This window comes from Maribacter sp. Hel_I_7 (genome assembly GCF_000688315.1).
Classification (GTDB): Bacteria; Bacteroidota; Bacteroidia; order Flavobacteriales; family Flavobacteriaceae; genus Maribacter; species Maribacter stanieri.
Map to the genome: position 1 here is coordinate 389,052 of NZ_JHZW01000002.1, position 16,576 is coordinate 405,627.

Below are 16,576 nucleotides of genomic sequence, written 5' to 3' on the forward strand. Positions count from 1 at the left end.
GTTTTAACCTTCTTAGAATCGGGAATAATCTAAAACTTATTTTAAAATAAATTTAGATATGTCAAATAGCATTAAAATTAAATCATTCCTATTTTTATTCCTATCTGTTGTACTTCTTACGGGCTGTAATAATAAAAGCAAATCAGGTAACTCAGCTGCAGATGCAAAAGCACAAGAATTAAAAAAGATATTATTTGTAGTTACCAGTCATGATGAAAAAGGAAATACCGGAGAGAAAACCGGTTATTATCTAGGAGAGGTTTCTCATCCTTGGGATGTGTTACATTCTGCCGGTTATGAAATAGATTTTGTAAGTCCACAAGGTGGAAAAGCGCCAGTAGATGCTTTTGACATGACAGATGCTATCAATAAGAAATTTTGGGATAATGATTTGTATCGCCACAAAATTGAAAACACTAAAAAACCTAGCGAAGTAAATCCCAATGATTATGTTGCAATACACTATGCTGGTGGTCATGGAGCCATGTGGGATTTTGCAGACAATTCTGAAATTGCAGCAATTGCACAACAGATATATGAAAACAATGGTGTTGTAAGCGCCGTTTGCCACGGTCCTGCCGGACTCGTGAATATTAAATTAAATGATGGGTCGTATCTTGTAGATGGTAAAAAAGTAAATTCGTTTACGAACGAAGAAGAGATCAGGGTTAATTTAGAGAATGTCGTTCCATTTTTACTTGAAGACCAATTAATTGAGCGTGGTGCTATTTTTGAAAAATCAGAACCATTTACCGATCATGTTGTTGCTGACCAAAGATTGGTGACGGGTCAAAACCCACAGTCAGCCAAAAGTGTTGGACAAGCAACTTTAAATGAGCTACAGAAAATAAGTAAAGACACAAAATAAATGAGTGGAGAAAAGAACTTAGATACCCTTTTAAAATCAATGAAACCTAAGCATAATGTAGGCGAATTTGTATTTTGTAAAACAGAAAATTTGGAGCAAATAAACCTGAGCCAAATAATAATGTCTTTTAAAGAAGAAGAAAGTATCACCATTATTGCAGAAAAGGCAGTGGCGGACAAATTAGATTTAGACTATTCTTTTATTGCTTCTTGGATTACACTTACTGTACATTCTTCATTAGAAGCAGTTGGTTTAACAGCTGCATTTTCAAAAGCGCTTTCTGAAAATGGAATTAGTTGCAATGTCGTTGCAGCATATTATCACGACCATATTTTTATAGATCAAAAAGACACAGAAAAGGCGATGGCTATTTTGAATGAATTTTCTAAATAAACCGGTCAATACAGATAACACATAAATATTAAAAATGAATTGGATATTACTAGTACTTGCCGGACTTTTTGAAGTAGGGTTTGCAGCTTGTCTTGGAAAAGCCAAAGAAGCAACAGGAAGTGAAGCCACCTATTGGTACATGGGTTTCTTAACCTGTTTGGTAATTAGTATGCTTCTACTTATAAAAGTGACCCAAGAACTACCCATTGGTACCGCTTATGCAGTTTGGACTGGCATTGGAGCTGTGGGCACAGTTTTAGTGGGGATATTCATTTTTAAAGAACCGGCTACATTTATGCGTCTATTTTTTATGACCACGTTAATTATCTCTATAGTTGGATTAAAAGTAGTATCACACTAAGCACTTTACTTTTTAAGCCTTATTCGTTAAATTAAGTTTTAAATAATGTAACTAAAGTTTTAGAAGACTATTTACATTGATAGGGAAATCTAAAACATCAGCATAGAAAAAGCATATAATAGTTGGGCAGAACAATATGACACAAGAGATTTAGACAAAAAGGCTACTATAGAAACTTTAAGTAAATATAATTTTGATGTCGTTTTAGAACTAGGCGGTGGTAACAGAAAATATATAAGTACAACTTCTCTCCTAACCACACTTAATCTTAGTTTTATTGACATAAACCGCAACAATTATTGATGTATATGCAACAATATTGGTATTGAGTCAATCTTGTTTTATATTTTTGACCCTCATTAAAAGCAGCTATGGAATACGCAGAAAATATACTTGGCACAATTGGTAATACTCCTCTAGTTAAAATAAATAAACTTACGGAAGAACTACCTTGTTTAGTATTAGCCAAATACGAAACTTTTAATCCTGGTAACTCGGTAAAGGATCGTATGGCGTTGAAGATGATCGAAGATGCTGAGGCAGATGGAAGACTACAACCTGGCGGAACCATAATTGAAGGAACTTCTGGAAATACAGGTATGGGACTGGCATTGGCTGCCATTGTAAAAGGCTATAAATGTATTTTTGTTCTGGCGGATAAGCAGTCGAAAGAGAAGTGCGATATTCTAAAAGCGGTAGGTGCTGAAGTTGTTGTTTGCCCTACGGACGTTGAACCAGAAGACCCAAGATCTTACTACTCCGTTTCTAAACGATTAGCAAAAGAAACACCAAACAGCTGGTATGTAAACCAGTATGATAATCCTAGTAATACAAAAGCACATTACGAAAGTACCGGACCAGAAATTTGGAAGCAAACCGATGGAAAAATCACTCATTTTGTAGTTGGTGTTGGTACAGGAGGTACAATTTCTGGCGTTGGTAAATATTTAAAAGAGCAAAACCCAAATATTAAAATTTGGGGAGTTGATACCTATGGTAGTGTATTTAAAAAATATCATGAAACGGGTATTTTCGATGAAAAGGAAATTTACCCTTATGTAACCGAAGGTATAGGTGAAGATATTTTACCAAAGAATGTTGACTTCAGCATCATTGATGGTTTCACTAAAGTAACCGATAAAGACGGTGCGGTGTATACGCAACGTTTAGCCAAAGAAGAAGGTATGTTCTTAGGGAATTCGGCAGGCTCTGCAATTAAAGGTGTATTGCAACTAAAAGAGCATTTTACAAAAGACGATGTCGTCGTGGTATTGTTCCATGACCACGGAAGCCGCTATATAGGCAAAATGTTTAATGATGATTGGATGCGCAAGCAAGGTTATATAGATTAATATAATTTAAATCACATAAAGGATTATCTGCAATTAAAGTAAATTAACGCTTATTTTTCTTTTGACTTTAGGCATAAGCAGTTAATGTTAAAACATTATTTCAAGAACAATCCTACTCCTAATTCTGAACCTATTGAGCCAGGTTTTAGATGAAGATAATTTTTACTGGTAGGATTTTTATCTAATTCAACTGCACCTTTTTTCTTGATAATGACATCATTTTTATAAATCAATTTTGATGTATCTGCAGGCTCGCCGTATCCAAATGCACCACCATTTTTATTCAATAATTCAGTATAACCTAGTACCATAGAATTTGATAGCTTATAGGTCATCTGCTCATTTTTTCCAATTTCCCAAAATACATTCGTATTGGAAACAACGTTATTGTAATATTTAAAATCTGAGGCTACTGTCCAAGCCCAAACGGCACCACCGTAATTATCAACAATCAAATTATGATGCATTGAACAACCTACTGCAGGTTCATTTGACTGCCAAAATACAACTGCATCTTTCACTCCGTAAAAAACACAATGGTCTACTTCTATACCGTGACCACTAGCCAGAATTGATAGGTGATTAGGTATAGCATGAATATCGCCTAAAAAAAGACATTGTGTAATTCTTAAATCAGACAAGTCCATTCCTTCACGAACTATCGGGTAATTTCTTTTCACATAACCATCCTTAGGAGTTTCATGAACAGGGGTTCCCAAAACACGTAATCCTTGAATGGTTACATGGCTCGTTTCAATTTGAAGTCCGTATGATGCTCCATGTAAAGGGTCATCATTACCGTATGGTTTAAAGTTCAAAGGCATTGTTGAAATAATAACCGGCATTTTACCGTGATTCCAGCTAGTACTATCCGGTAGTATTTCTGCTCTAATTGTCAAGCGGTTTTCTTTTGTAAAATGCCAGTTTGCAGGATGGAAAGTTACAGTCTTGTCCAAACCATGTATACCTTCCGATAGATATATAGTTATCGCGCCTTTACCGTTTGCATGATTTATACGCTGCGCAGCTTCATATACCGATTGTATAGGATAATCATTAGTCCCGCTATTTGAATTATCTCCAAATTCAGGATTTACAAATATTCCTCCATCCTCTGGTATTGAATTTAATTGAGCTGTAGCAATACATCCCCAAGAAGTAAATAAGATAATAAATAGTGTTTTAATAGAATTATACATGGCTTCAATGTTTTCTGAATATTCAATTTGAGAATAACTTTGTGCAAAGCTATTCTACATTGCTGTCATGTTTCATTGACATTTGTCAAGAAGTTATAAAAATTGAACCATTGTTTAATCTATAATCTTTGCCCTAAGGCGACTGAGTGTTTCTGGTGAAACTCCCAAATGTGAAGCTATCATATATTGTGGTACTCTTTGAATTATACTTGGGTACGAAGTGATGAAGTTTTTATATCGCTCTTCTAGTGATAAACTAATTAAATCAGATGTACGAGTTAGGCTCGCCATATATGCATTAGTCATCAAAATTCTCATGTAAGATTCAAACGCAGGAATGGTTTCAATTAATTCATCATGGACTGTTTTACAAATCATAGTAAGTTCACAATCCTCTAAGGCATCAATATAGAATCTTGCTGGTTGTTCCTTCATAAAACTGTTTAAATCTCCAGCAGTCCATCCTTCAAGTCCAAAAAATATCACATGGTCAAATCCATTTTCATCCTTCAAATATGTTCTTAACACTCCTTTTTCAATGAATACTATTTGATTGCAAATTTCATCGGCTCGTAATAAAAATTGACCTTTTTTAATTTCTTTTCTTTCTAGTTTTTCCCCAATAGCCGTTTTTTCATCAATGCTTAATGCAACTTTTTCCTCAACATTTTTAAAGAATAATTTAAACATGTCTTATAATTGATTCATTCTTTTTAAACTATACAGCCATTACATTAGTTCCACAAATTTCAAAAAGATTTTTTTGTGCAGTTCCACATCCATATTTGGAGAAAGTGACACACGGGCTATATAATCCTTGTCGTCCTCTTTTGTGGTGCCTTGGGTAGATGTTGCCGGTATCGTCCAATAGCAGCCATTTAACTGTCCGTAGCTAACACAGTATTTGCTTTCATTAGGAATCTCGGTAATCATTAAATTAATTAATTTATGATTAAGCGCTCTTTTGTACGTTTCTCTTTCTTCAGCAGTATTTCCTTTTGTAGGTAGGTCTAAAGAAAAAACAGAGGGTGTAAAACCTTCTTTTGCCAATTCCTCTGATACAAAATTGATCTTAGCGGCTGGTAAAGTTTCCTTGATAATGTTTACGAATTCAAGCGTGTTAAAATAAGCATCATGAATTCTTTGTTTCATCGATGGCATTTGTTTAGCTAAAATTTCCATTTGCAAGTCTGTAGCTTCATTATCGCAAAGTTGAAGGTGCAGTGCAATTTTATCCATTAAAACCTCCGCTTTTTTATTCGCTACACAATAACCTGCTGTGCATTTACCTCCGCTTGGAAATTTTGAACCACTAGCAAATGAAATAGTTCTTACTGATGATAGAATATCCGATTCACCTAAAAAGTGAACATTAGGGCAAAACGTTTGATCCAATATAAAAACTGGATCTAAAGCCTCGCTCCCACTTGCAGTTTTACGTTTAGCACTTAAAACATCTCTTAATTTTTGAAGATCAGGAACCTCAACCCTAGGGTTTGTAGGTATTTCAGCAATAATATAAGGGATAGCATCTTCTTTAGCTAATTTATCTAAAACGATACCAATACTTTGTACCATATCATTATCGCCATCTACTGGTAAATCAACAATCTCAATAGCATCATTACAAGCAGCAACACGCCTTGCTTGATCATTGGTACCTCCATAACAATTAGGCGGAACAACAATTTTAATTGCCTTTCCTTTATGGTTTTCTATAGCATTATGCACTAGCCCCATTAAAATGGCATACTGTACAGATAATCCGCTGGATGCAACAAGTGGCGTAGTATTGGCACCACTAACCTCCTTAATAGCATCTAATACCGTAGTCTTATTCTCGACCACATTATTCTTTTGCGTGTCTGAAGTAGGTTGGTTTACTAAAGACTTTAAAGCAGCAAGACAATTATTCGGAGTCATTGCTACGGTTTCTCTTCTTCTTACATGCTGTATGTCTGAAATATACTCTTTATTCTGTTCGCCACTAACTAAAAGAATACTCCCAAAATCAGCATAAAGATGTATATAAAAATCAATATTCGAATTTTGATTAATAGGGGAAATTTCATCTTGGTGTGACACAAAAATGACACTACCGTCAAACTCCGATACGTCTGATGCTTTTTCTACTTTTTTTAGTTCAAACGTATAACCATAAACAGTCTTTAGCACTTCAGTATCAAAAGAACTGGGCAGTTCGTTCGTATAAGCAATTAACGTGTTTTTATGGTTTAATAAATTCTTTCTTAAAACAGATAAAATAGGCGTTGTCTTTGACAAGAAACTAATAACCTGATCTGGCGCTAGATTATTCAGTTTAGCAATTGCCCATTCTAAAACACAAGACAATGGGTGACCTAAACGAATATAATCGTATGCAGTAGGCAATTCACTAAGAACAGAAGAACTAGAATTATTTTGATTTGCCAAAATTTCAAACTGATCTAAAAACTGAATTTTAGCCAATTCTTCATTGTAAATATCTAACCGATGAGTTGTTAACCTCAACCAATCAGCTGGCATATTTTCCAAAACATCTTTAATATAATCTAGCATTTTATCAACTTCCATAGTATTTGCCTTAAGACGGCTCGAAAGTACATAATAAATAGATTTTTTTAGGGTATGCTATAGTGTTTAACAGAGCTTTTGCAATTGAATCTAACTGATATTCCAATGCTATACTCCAATCATAAACACTTGCTCACAAGACAACAATAAATTTTTATATTTTTTGTCCAGTTTTATAGTGTTCAAATAACCGCGTAAAGTTTCCTTGAAAAAAATTATAATCACTATCCAATTTGATGGAAGCAAAAGCGTTGTACTAAAATCACATTAATTAGCATAGCATGAGTTTATTCAAAAAACTATTCGGTTCAAAAGAAAATAACGAACAAAAACCGGAACCTAAAAAAGATAATGTTCAAGAAACACCTGCAGAGGTAGCTTGGATGACCGATTTAAGACGAAACAATTTAGCCATATCTGCCGCTGCAGGGTTTGCGCCTGTACGTTCATTACCAACTGAACTTGGAAGATCACTACGCCCTTCATTAGAAATAGCAAATCGGTTACATGCCATAAAGGCTTTAGTGCTTTGGTTAATGGTACCACCAGAAAATTTATCGGACGAAAGAATTCTCGACTTCATACAACGAAACGGTCTTACCGATGCACTGACCGAAGAAGAAATTTCAATTTTAAATGTTGCAAGAGACGATGAACAAGCAAGAAACGCCATTGGATGGAAATTTGAAAATGCCTGGCCATTAGCATGGTACTTTGGATATAAGGAACCAGAGATATCAGGGCAAATGATGACTGGTGAACAAATGCAAGAGATTCTTTCTGATTTTACCTGCCCGTTAGATGAAAATATTGCAGATTGGATTAAAAACCAAGAAACAGTTTCAGAAGAAAAACTGATGCAAAAAGAAGATTTGTTCTATTGTTTACATAATGCGGTACGAAGTGCCCAAATGGGAAGCGACACCGTACCAAATGGTTTTGACCCAATGGGTAATGGCGGAGTAATTCATGAACGCAGACATGCTTTAACATTTATGGTATCTAATGGTGATAGCTGGGAAAATACTGATTTGAGCACTTAAGCGCATATAATCTACATATCTTATATTTAGTAGCTACCAACGACTTAAAATTTAAAGGTTTGAAAAAAATGGCAATAGGCTGTGGAATATTTTTGGTGCTGGGGATAGGAGCTTTGGCTGTTATGTTCTATTTGGTTTTTAGACCTAAATACCGAGATGTTTCTAGTGAAAAACCATTTTTAGAAATTGTAAATAAGAAAATCGTTACAAAGAAACCTACTTTAATTTTTAAGTATCCGGGTATTCCTATAAAGGAAAACTATACTTTTCATTTAGAGGATGGGAATAGTTTTGGAATGAACTCTGATTTAGAAGTTCTTGCTGAACTACCTATTGGCACAGAAGTAACAATTGATAAAGCAGAGCTACATACCGGTAGAGTAAGTGGTACCACAAGTGCGTATCTTTTCGGAAAAGTTACTAATGTTGATACACAAGAAACGTATGCCTTTCAATGTACTTGGGGAGATTACCATGTATTGTACGAGGACAATCCCTATTGGACTTTTGAACAAGCGTTTTGGCAAGATGAACCACTAGAGGAAAAGTACTTTATAGAAGTTCCATAATCAACCCTATAACACTTTGCCCAAAAAGTTCTGATTATATACTGGCATAAACCAGTAAAAGAGAAAATCGTCTAAATATTATAAGCAGTACTATCTTTTACCGAGTTTAATACGAATGAACTGTGTATGGTAGAAATACCATTAATTATAGATAGCTTTTCATTTATAAATTCATGGAACCCAGCTATATCATCTACAGCAATTTTTAATAGATAATCAAAATTACCGGATACTTGATGGCATTCCATAATATCAGGCAATAGTAATATTTCCTTTTTAAAGCTATCCGCTAATTTTTTCTGCTGCTTAGATAGTGTCACCTGGCAATAAGCAATAAGCTCCTTTCCTATTTTGGTTCTGTCAAGTAAGGCTACATAAGATTTTATAACCTCTGCCTGTTCCAGTTTCCGAATTCTTTCATAAGTAGGGGTAACACTAAGTCCGACTTTAGCCGCTATTTCTTTGGTGTTTTGCTTTGCATTTTCTTGTAATTGCATCAAAATCTTACTATCGATACTATCCATACTAGTTTATTTTTCTGTTATCTAAATTAAACCTCCATCAAACAGTTATTAATTACTGTAAAAATAAATATAACAGTTCAATATTCTGTATTATGATTAAATAAAGTAAAATATTACGAGTAATTGTAATTTTACCATATTAAAATACGCATATAAATATAATGAATATGAATAACGAGCAACAGATAGATGAGCTGTTAACCAAACTAATTCAAGAGAAGGATAAAGTTATAGGTTACCCAGTAGCAAAGGATTTTGATTATTCAAGATTATACGAATTTTTAAAGCACCCCATAAATAATGTTGGTGACCCTTATGAGGATAATACCTACAAGGTTCAAACACATGAAATGGAGCGAGAAGTAGTTGATTTTTTCGCTAAATTATTTAGAGCAGACCCTACTGATTTTTGGGGCTATGTTACCAATGGTGGGTCTGAAAGTAATCTTTACGGATTGTATTTAGCTAGGGAATCTCACCCTAAGGCAATGGTGTATTTTTCTGAATCTACACATTATAGCGTCAAGAAGAATATTCATTTATTAAACCTGCCTAGCATTACTATTAGAGCTCAAGAAAATGGGGAGTTAGATTATGAAGATCTTGAAAACACCTTACAATTAAACCGAGACAAACCGGCAATTATCCTTACCACATTCGGCACTACAATGACCGAGGCGAAGGATGATGTTTCTAAAGTGAAAAAAATTCTGAAAAAGCTAGCCATTCAAAATCACTACATTCATTGTGATGCTGCGTTAGCTGGTTCATATGGTCCATTTATAGAACCCCGTATTCCTTTTGATTTTCAAGACGGAGCCGATAGTATTTCTATTAGTGGTCATAAATTTATTGGTTCTCCTTTTCCATCGGGCGTTATTATAGCTAAGCGTTCTTTACGAGATAGAATTGCAAGAGGTATTTCTTATATAGGTTCTTTAGATACCACCATTACAGGTTCTAGAAATGGACACAGTCCGTTATTTTTATGGTATGCCATTAAGAAAATGGGCGTAAAAGGTCTAGAAGCACGGTACCGTCATAGTTTAGAGACAGCAGAGTATTGTAAAGGAGAATTACAAAAAATAGGAATTAACGCCTGGACCAATAAAGGTGCCATTACCGTTGTACTTCCTAAAGTATCTGATGCTATTAAAAAGAAATGGCAATTGGCTACAGATGATATAACACATGTTATTTGTATGCCTAACGTTAACAAGTCTCAAATTGATGAATTCATAAAAGATTTAGTGAAAGAAAATAAACCTGAAGCAATTCCTAATCTTAACGAATTGGAGCTTCAAGATTAATTTAAAGGTTTTAAACATTTATAAAACACCCCATTATGCTAATTAGCAAAATGGGGTGTTTTTTTTTGAATTTGCAACCAACCTATAACATCTAAACTGTAGTAAAAAAATCTAAATAATTTTATTTTTAAGAATTATAAACGTTTGTTCACATAACTAACCCAAAACTACAGTTCCCTCATTATTCATTGTTCCTATTATTTATTTGGCACAGTTTTGTATTGTAATTTTACTATGATGAAAAAGCTATATCTAATTCTAACCGTATTTATGTTTTCACAATTTGGTAATGCCCAAGAAAATAATTCATTCGATCAACTATGGAAACAGGTTGATGATTATGAGTTTGAAAACCAAACCAAATCGGCGTTAAAATTGGTTGAAATTATTTCTACAAAGGCAAAAAAAGAAGGCGACGATACGCAAGTCATAAAATCGCTCCTTTATAAATCAAAATTTATAAAAACGCTTGAAGAGGATGCCGAATTGAGCATTGTAAATGATTTTAAGCTAGAAATTGCATCCGCAGATAATGTTACCAAAAGCATATTACACAGTTATTTAGCGAACCTATACTGGCAGTACTATCAATATAATAGATATCAATTTTACAATAGAACAACTACTGAAACCAAAGTAGATTCAGTAGACTTTAGAACATGGGACCTAGATACGCTATTCAAAGAAATAGACCAACATTTCTCAGCTTCGCTAGAATATTCAAGCGAAACTCAGAACCAACCTATTTCCGATTTCGAATATATTCTGCACATAAAAGAGGAAAACCGAATTTATAGACCATCCCTTTTTGACCTATTGGCACATACTGCACTGAGTTTTTATACAACTAGCGAAAACTCCATCAACAAACCGGTAGACGCTTTTGAAATTGATGACCCATCTATTTTATGCGAGGCATATACTTCTAGTTTTATTGATTTTAAAGCTCAAGAAACAACATCTCTTCAAGCTAAGGCTCTGAGCATTTACCAAGAACTTGTAGCATTTCATTTTGGCAACCCAGATATTCACCCATTAGTGTTGGTTGATATTGAGCGACTACGCTTCATTCATAAAAATGCTACGTTCTCCAGTAAGGATGCATTATTTTTAGAGGTACTTCAAAATTCAGCAGAAAATATAAAGCATAGTCCGCTTTCTGGATTATACACATATGAAATAGCCCAACGGTATCAACAACTGGGAAATACATATACCCCAGAAACCAATACTGAGCAGCAATGGAAATTGAAAGAAGCAATTGCTCTTTGTGATATTGTAATTGCCAGATACCCTGACAGTTTAGGAGCGGAAAAATGTGTAGTTCTAAAATCTCAAATAACAGAACCGAACATTTACCTGACTGCTGAAAAGTATATTTCTACAAATACCTTGAGCCGTATTCTAGTCAATTATAAAAATATTGTAAATCTTAATTTTAGCGCTCGTAAAATCAATAGAAAGCAAATAAAACAGCTAGAAGAGCTTTACAACGATTCTAAGAAAGAAACTTTCATTAAAGATTTGCCTGTAGTTAAATCTTGGTCGGCAACATTAAAAACTGAAAACGATTATCAATCGCATAGTACAGAAGTTTCTATGCCAGCTTTAGAAAATGGAGACTATATTATAGTTGCCGAAGCTAAAGATGGTAAAAGGGACATATTAAGTTACACCTCTGTTGAAATAACAGATTTAGCCTTGGTAGAAACGCAAACCAATTCGCATCAATATTACCAAGTCATTGACCGTAATAACGGAAAACCAATATCTGGTGCAGAAGTTATTTTTACCTACCGAAAAAATTATAATGATGCCTTAAAAAACAAAACTTATAGCACTGGCAAGAACGGTTCTATCACCATTGCAAAAACTAAAGATAGCTGGAGCAGTGTAGACATTACAGTAAAAAAAGACAAAGAAACCGCCTATTTTGGCAACTATTACATTAATAGAAGCTATAACCAAAACCAGAAGAATGTTAACTATACTTGTTTTTTATTTACTGACCGAAGTATTTATAGACCAGGGCAACCTGTATATTTTAAAGGTATTGCCATTCGCCAAGATAATGGAGTATCACAAGTTTTAGCAAATAAAAAAATACAGATAGACCTAAACGATGTTAACGGACAAGAAATAGAGTCACTTTATTTGACCACAAATGAATACGGTTCTGTTTCCGGAGAATTTATGCTCCCAAATTCTGGACTCACAGGTCAGTTTTCACTACACACCTATTCAGACGAGGTTAGTTTAAATGGCTACACTAGTATTTCGGTAGAGGAATTCAAACGCCCTAAGTTCGAAACCAATTTTGAACCTGTTACTCAGACTTACAAGGTTAATGATAGTGTTTTGGTTACCGGAAAAGCTACCGCATATGCAGGTAGTGCCATTTCTGATGCAAAAGTTGTATACCGTGTAAAAAGAATAGTGAATTTACCAAGATGGTATTATTGGTCTAGATCTTTTTACAACGGCTCTCCGCAAGAAATAACCCAAGGGGAAACTACTACCGATGCTAATGGTAATTTTGAAATCACTTTTAAAGCCATACCAGACACCAGTCTAGACAAAGAAAGTTTACCCACATTTAATTATGAAGTTACTGCAGATGTAACCGATTTAAATGGCGAAACTAGAAGCACGGTTACCAATGTTGCAGTAGGCTATCACGCCCTAAATGTTAATTTAATACTACCTGAAACAATTGATAAAACAGTTAAGGATAATATTCTCAATATAAACTCCACCAATTTAAATGGTGAATTTGTTGTCGCTACAGGTGAAGTAAAGTTATATAAATTACAAGCTCCAGATTACGTATTACGTACTAGACCATGGCCAGCTCCAGATTATGTAGGCTTTACAAAAGAAGAATTCAAAACATTTTACCCTCATGATGCTTTTAAAAATGAAGACGACCCAAACCATTGGGAGAAAGGTAAAATAGTGTGGCAGTCTAATTTTGACACGGGTAAATCTAAAGAATTAAGTTTCGGAAAGACTAAAAACTGGCAATCTGGAAAATACAGATTAGAGTTAAGTTCTAAAGATAAATTTGGACAAAAGGTAAAAGATGTTGCCATTATCACATTTACAGGTAATGAGAATACCTTAGCCGATAATCAATTATTTCATATTAAAACTGACAAAGCAAAATATAAAATAGGCGATACCGCGCAGGTAACATTTCTTTCTAGCGCTAAAAATGTAAACATTACCGTAGTTGTCGAAAAAGACCATAAAGTAGCAGATGCTATGGTAATTACATTAAATAATAATTCTAAATCCATTTCAATACCGGTTACGGAAAATGATTTGGGCGGTTTTGTTGTTAACTACAGCTATGCCTTTGCAAATAATTTTAAATCTAATAGACATTCTATACCTGTACCCTACCCTGCAACAGATTTACAAATAGAAACAATGTCGTTTAGAGATAAAATAGCTCCTGGCATTGATGAAACTTGGTCTTTTAAAGTTAAAGGTGCAAGAGGGGAAAAAGTAAGTGCAGAGCTTTTAGCCAATATGTACGATGCGTCTCTAGATCAATTTAGACCACACTATTGGAGTTTTTATCCGCTGAGTAAACCCAATTATTATTCACAAATAAGAACAAACGCACAGCATAGTTTTACAATAAGTAATTTCTATACATTTCCACACTCCAATAATTTGAGTTATCCAATGCTAAATTTTGATTCATTCGATTGGTTTGGTCTTAATTTTGTTTCTGGAGGAATGTTTAATTCATCCCGTAGATTATATAAGACTGCCGCACCTGTTGCCAATAGAATGATGGCGGATGATCTTGAATTAGAAGAAAACGTAGTTGTTGGCTATGTGGCAACTGAAATAGAAAGCAAATTAGAAGGGAACGCAGCTGGCATTGAAATTACAGAACCAGAGACAGATGAAGAACCTCAAGATTTCGATTCGGTAATCATTCGAAAAAATCTTCAAGAAACTGCTTTTTTCTTTCCAAAATTACAAACGGATAAAGAAGGGAACGTATCTTTTAATTTTACCACACCTGAAGCATTAACACGCTGGAACCTACAACTGTTGGCACATACCAAAGAATTAGAAAGTGCTATAACCAACTTAACAACGGTAACCCAAAAGGAGTTAATGGTAACACCCAATGCTCCAAGATTTTTAAGGGAAGGAGACGAAATTACCATAAGCACTAAAATTGCTAATCTAACGGAGAAAAATCTTTCTGGTCAGGCAAAATTAGAATTGACCGATGCTTTAACGGGAGATGATATTTCTGGTCAGTTGTTGACCTCAGTCAACGAACAAACTTCATTTACCGTTGATTCTCTTGGTAACACCCAAGTGTCATGGAGATTGAAAATTCCTGAAGGATTACAGTCCGTTCAATATAAGATCATAGCAAAGGCAGGTGATTTCTCTGATGGGGAACAAAATATGCTACCCGTACTTTCTAACAGAACTTTGATAACAGAAACGCTACCAATGTGGATTAGAAGCAATCAATCAAAGACATTTACACTAGATAAGCTAAAGAATGTTTCTTCAACCAGTTTAAAACATCATAAACTAACATTAGAAATGACCTCTAACCCTGCTTGGTACGCTGTACAGGCTCTTCCATACCTAATGGAGTATCCATACGATTGCAATGAGCAAACGTTCTCTAGATATTACGCCAATAGCTTGGCTAGCCACATAGCCAATAGCAACCCAAGAATTCAAGACGTATTTAAACAGTGGGCAAATTCAGATGCATTGCTCAGTAATCTAGAAAAGAATCAAGAATTGAAATCACTTTTAATTCAGGAAACTCCTTGGTTACGTGACGCTCAATCTGAAACCGAGCAAAAGAAACGAATAGGTTTATTGTTCAATTTGAACAAGATGAAGAACGAGCAATTGTCTGCTTTAAATAAATTAAGTCAAAATCAAAACTCTAATGGTGCATGGGCATGGTTTAATGGTGGTCCAGACAACCGGTACATAACACAACATATCGTTACCGGTATGGGGCATTTAAATCATTTAAATATTGCATCGCCTACAGCTGATAAACAAGCACAAATGGTTTCGAAAGCCATGAAATACTTGGACAATGAGTTTGTGAAAGAATATGAGGAAATGAAAAAACATACTACGAACATAAATGATGATCACTTAAGCGCATATCAAGTTCATTATCTATATATGCGTAGCTTTTTTCCTGATATTAAAACCTCTAAGAAAGTAGAAGAAATTACAACGTACTATTTAAAACAAGCTCAAAAGTATTGGAAATCTCGAGGCTTATATGCTCAAGGCATGCTGGCATTAACCTTGCATCGTATGGAAGACCCAAATACAGCTTCTAAGATTTTACGAGGGTTAGAAGAAAATAGTATCACCAGCGATGAATTGGGTATGTACTGGAAAAGTAATACGAGTTCATGGTTTTGGCACCAAGCGCCTATTGAAACTCAATCTATACTGATTGAAGCTTTTTCTGAAATTAAACCAGCAGATATTGAAACAGTTGACAACCTTAAAATATGGTTACTTAAAAATAAGCAGACCAATCAATGGAGCACAACTAAAGCAACTACCGAAGCGGTCTACGCATTGCTATTACAAGGTAGCGATTGGTTATCCGTTACCGATGCTGTTGAGGTTTTGGTGGGCGGAAAACAACTAGACCCTTCTACTTTAGAAAATGTAAAAATAGAAGCTGGCACCGGATACTTTAAAACCTCTTGGAATGGCAACGAAGTAACTCCAAAAATGAGTGAAATTCAAATCAGTAAAAAAGGAAACGGAATTGCTTGGGGAGCTTTATACTGGCAATATTTTGAAGACTTGGATAAAATCACCAGTGCCAAGACTCCGCTTCAATTAAAGAAGAAACTCTTCTTAAAAAAGAATACAGCTACAGGTGAGGTAATTTCAGAAATCATGGATGACACTACTTTAAAAGTTGGCGATTTAGTTCGAATTCGTATCGAATTAAGGTCTGACCGAGATATGGAATTCATTCATATGAAAGATATGAGAGCTGCAGGTTTTGAACCTGTCAATGTTATCTCTAGATACAAATGGCAAGACGGCTTAGGGTATTACGAAAGCACCAAAGATGCGAGCACCAATTTCTTCTTTGACTATGTACCAAAAGGTGTATATGTTTTTGAGTATGATGTTCGTGTAAACAATGCCGGTAATTTCAGTAATGGCATTACTACCATTGAAAGTATGTATGCTCCAGAATTTAGTAGCCATAGTGAAGGAGTAAGAGTTTCGGTTGAAAACTAACGTCATTACGAACAAAGTGAAGTAATCTTATTATAGGCTGACTTAAACTCCCATGCTACTAATGACAAACAGATTGCCACGTCGCAAAAAGCTCC

At 34.8% G+C, this 16,576-nt stretch carries 12 protein-coding genes; 8 read left to right on the forward strand and 4 right to left on the reverse strand.

Annotated elements, in window-relative coordinates; genetic code table 11:
* Window positions 1–58: 58 nt before the first annotated feature.
* From P178_RS0103290 to P178_RS0103305, 4 genes are all read left to right on the forward strand, one after another.
* On the forward strand, window positions 59–868 hold the full coding sequence (locus tag P178_RS0103290) for a type 1 glutamine amidotransferase domain-containing protein (RefSeq protein ID WP_081819383.1): 810 nt from the start codon (window positions 59–61) through the stop codon (window positions 866–868).
* Window positions 869–1,261, forward strand: a complete 393-nt coding sequence (locus P178_RS0103295) for an ACT domain-containing protein (protein WP_027064876.1) — start codon at window positions 869–871, stop codon at window positions 1,259–1,261. It begins immediately after the preceding gene.
* Window positions 1,262–1,295: 34 nt separating this feature from the next.
* Window positions 1,296–1,622, forward strand: a complete 327-nt coding sequence (locus tag P178_RS0103300) for a DMT family transporter (protein ID WP_027064877.1) — start codon at window positions 1,296–1,298, stop codon at window positions 1,620–1,622.
* Window positions 1,623–1,993: 371 nt separating this feature from the next.
* The gene (locus tag P178_RS0103305) at window positions 1,994–2,974 is read left to right on the forward strand and encodes a PLP-dependent cysteine synthase family protein (protein WP_027064878.1); all 981 of its coding nucleotides are present in this window, start codon (window positions 1,994–1,996) and stop codon (window positions 2,972–2,974) included.
* 95 nt (window positions 2,975–3,069) lie between these two features.
* Here the strand turns inward: P178_RS0103305 and P178_RS0103310 are convergent, their stop codons facing one another.
* From P178_RS0103310 to P178_RS0103320, 3 genes are all read right to left on the reverse strand, one after another.
* Window positions 3,070–4,173: a hypothetical protein gene (locus tag P178_RS0103310; RefSeq protein WP_027064879.1), complete on the reverse strand. Its 1,104-nt coding sequence runs from the start codon at window positions 4,171–4,173 to the stop codon at window positions 3,070–3,072.
* A gap of 114 nt (window positions 4,174–4,287) precedes the next feature.
* On the reverse strand, window positions 4,288–4,863 hold the full coding sequence (locus tag P178_RS0103315; RefSeq protein ID WP_027064880.1) for a Crp/Fnr family transcriptional regulator: 576 nt from the start codon (window positions 4,861–4,863) through the stop codon (window positions 4,288–4,290).
* A 39-nt stretch (window positions 4,864–4,902) separates the two neighbouring features.
* A complete protein-coding gene (locus P178_RS0103320; protein ID WP_027064881.1) occupies window positions 4,903–6,747 on the reverse strand; it encodes a PLP-dependent transferase in 1,845 nt (614 codons plus the stop codon).
* 281 nt (window positions 6,748–7,028) lie between these two features.
* Between P178_RS0103320 and P178_RS0103325 the strand changes: the two genes are divergently transcribed.
* Both P178_RS0103325 and P178_RS0103330 read left to right on the forward strand, forming a co-directional pair.
* Window positions 7,029–7,790 (forward strand): DUF4272 domain-containing protein, encoded by a 762-nt coding sequence (locus tag P178_RS0103325; RefSeq protein WP_027064882.1) that lies wholly within the window; start codon window positions 7,029–7,031, stop codon window positions 7,788–7,790.
* Window positions 7,791–7,849: 59 nt separating this feature from the next.
* Entirely contained in the window at window positions 7,850–8,359 is a 510-nt protein-coding gene (locus P178_RS0103330; protein ID WP_155941571.1) for a hypothetical protein, read from the forward strand.
* Window positions 8,360–8,430: 71 nt separating this feature from the next.
* Here the strand turns inward: P178_RS0103330 and P178_RS0103335 are convergent, their stop codons facing one another.
* Window positions 8,431–8,883 (reverse strand): Lrp/AsnC family transcriptional regulator, encoded by a 453-nt coding sequence (locus P178_RS0103335; RefSeq protein WP_027064884.1) that lies wholly within the window; start codon window positions 8,881–8,883, stop codon window positions 8,431–8,433.
* A 167-nt stretch (window positions 8,884–9,050) separates the two neighbouring features.
* Here P178_RS0103335 and P178_RS21375 point away from each other — a divergent pair, with 167 nt between their 5' ends.
* Both P178_RS21375 and P178_RS0103345 read left to right on the forward strand, forming a co-directional pair.
* A complete protein-coding gene (locus P178_RS21375) occupies window positions 9,051–10,193 on the forward strand; it encodes a histidine decarboxylase (RefSeq protein WP_036146264.1) in 1,143 nt (380 codons plus the stop codon).
* 270 nt (window positions 10,194–10,463) lie between these two features.
* Window positions 10,464–16,481 carry an alpha-2-macroglobulin family protein gene (locus P178_RS0103345; RefSeq protein ID WP_231500498.1) on the forward strand — a complete coding sequence of 2,006 codons (6,018 nt, stop codon included), beginning with the start codon at window positions 10,464–10,466 and terminating at the stop codon, window positions 16,479–16,481.
* The last annotated feature ends 95 nt before the right edge of the window (window positions 16,482–16,576 follow it).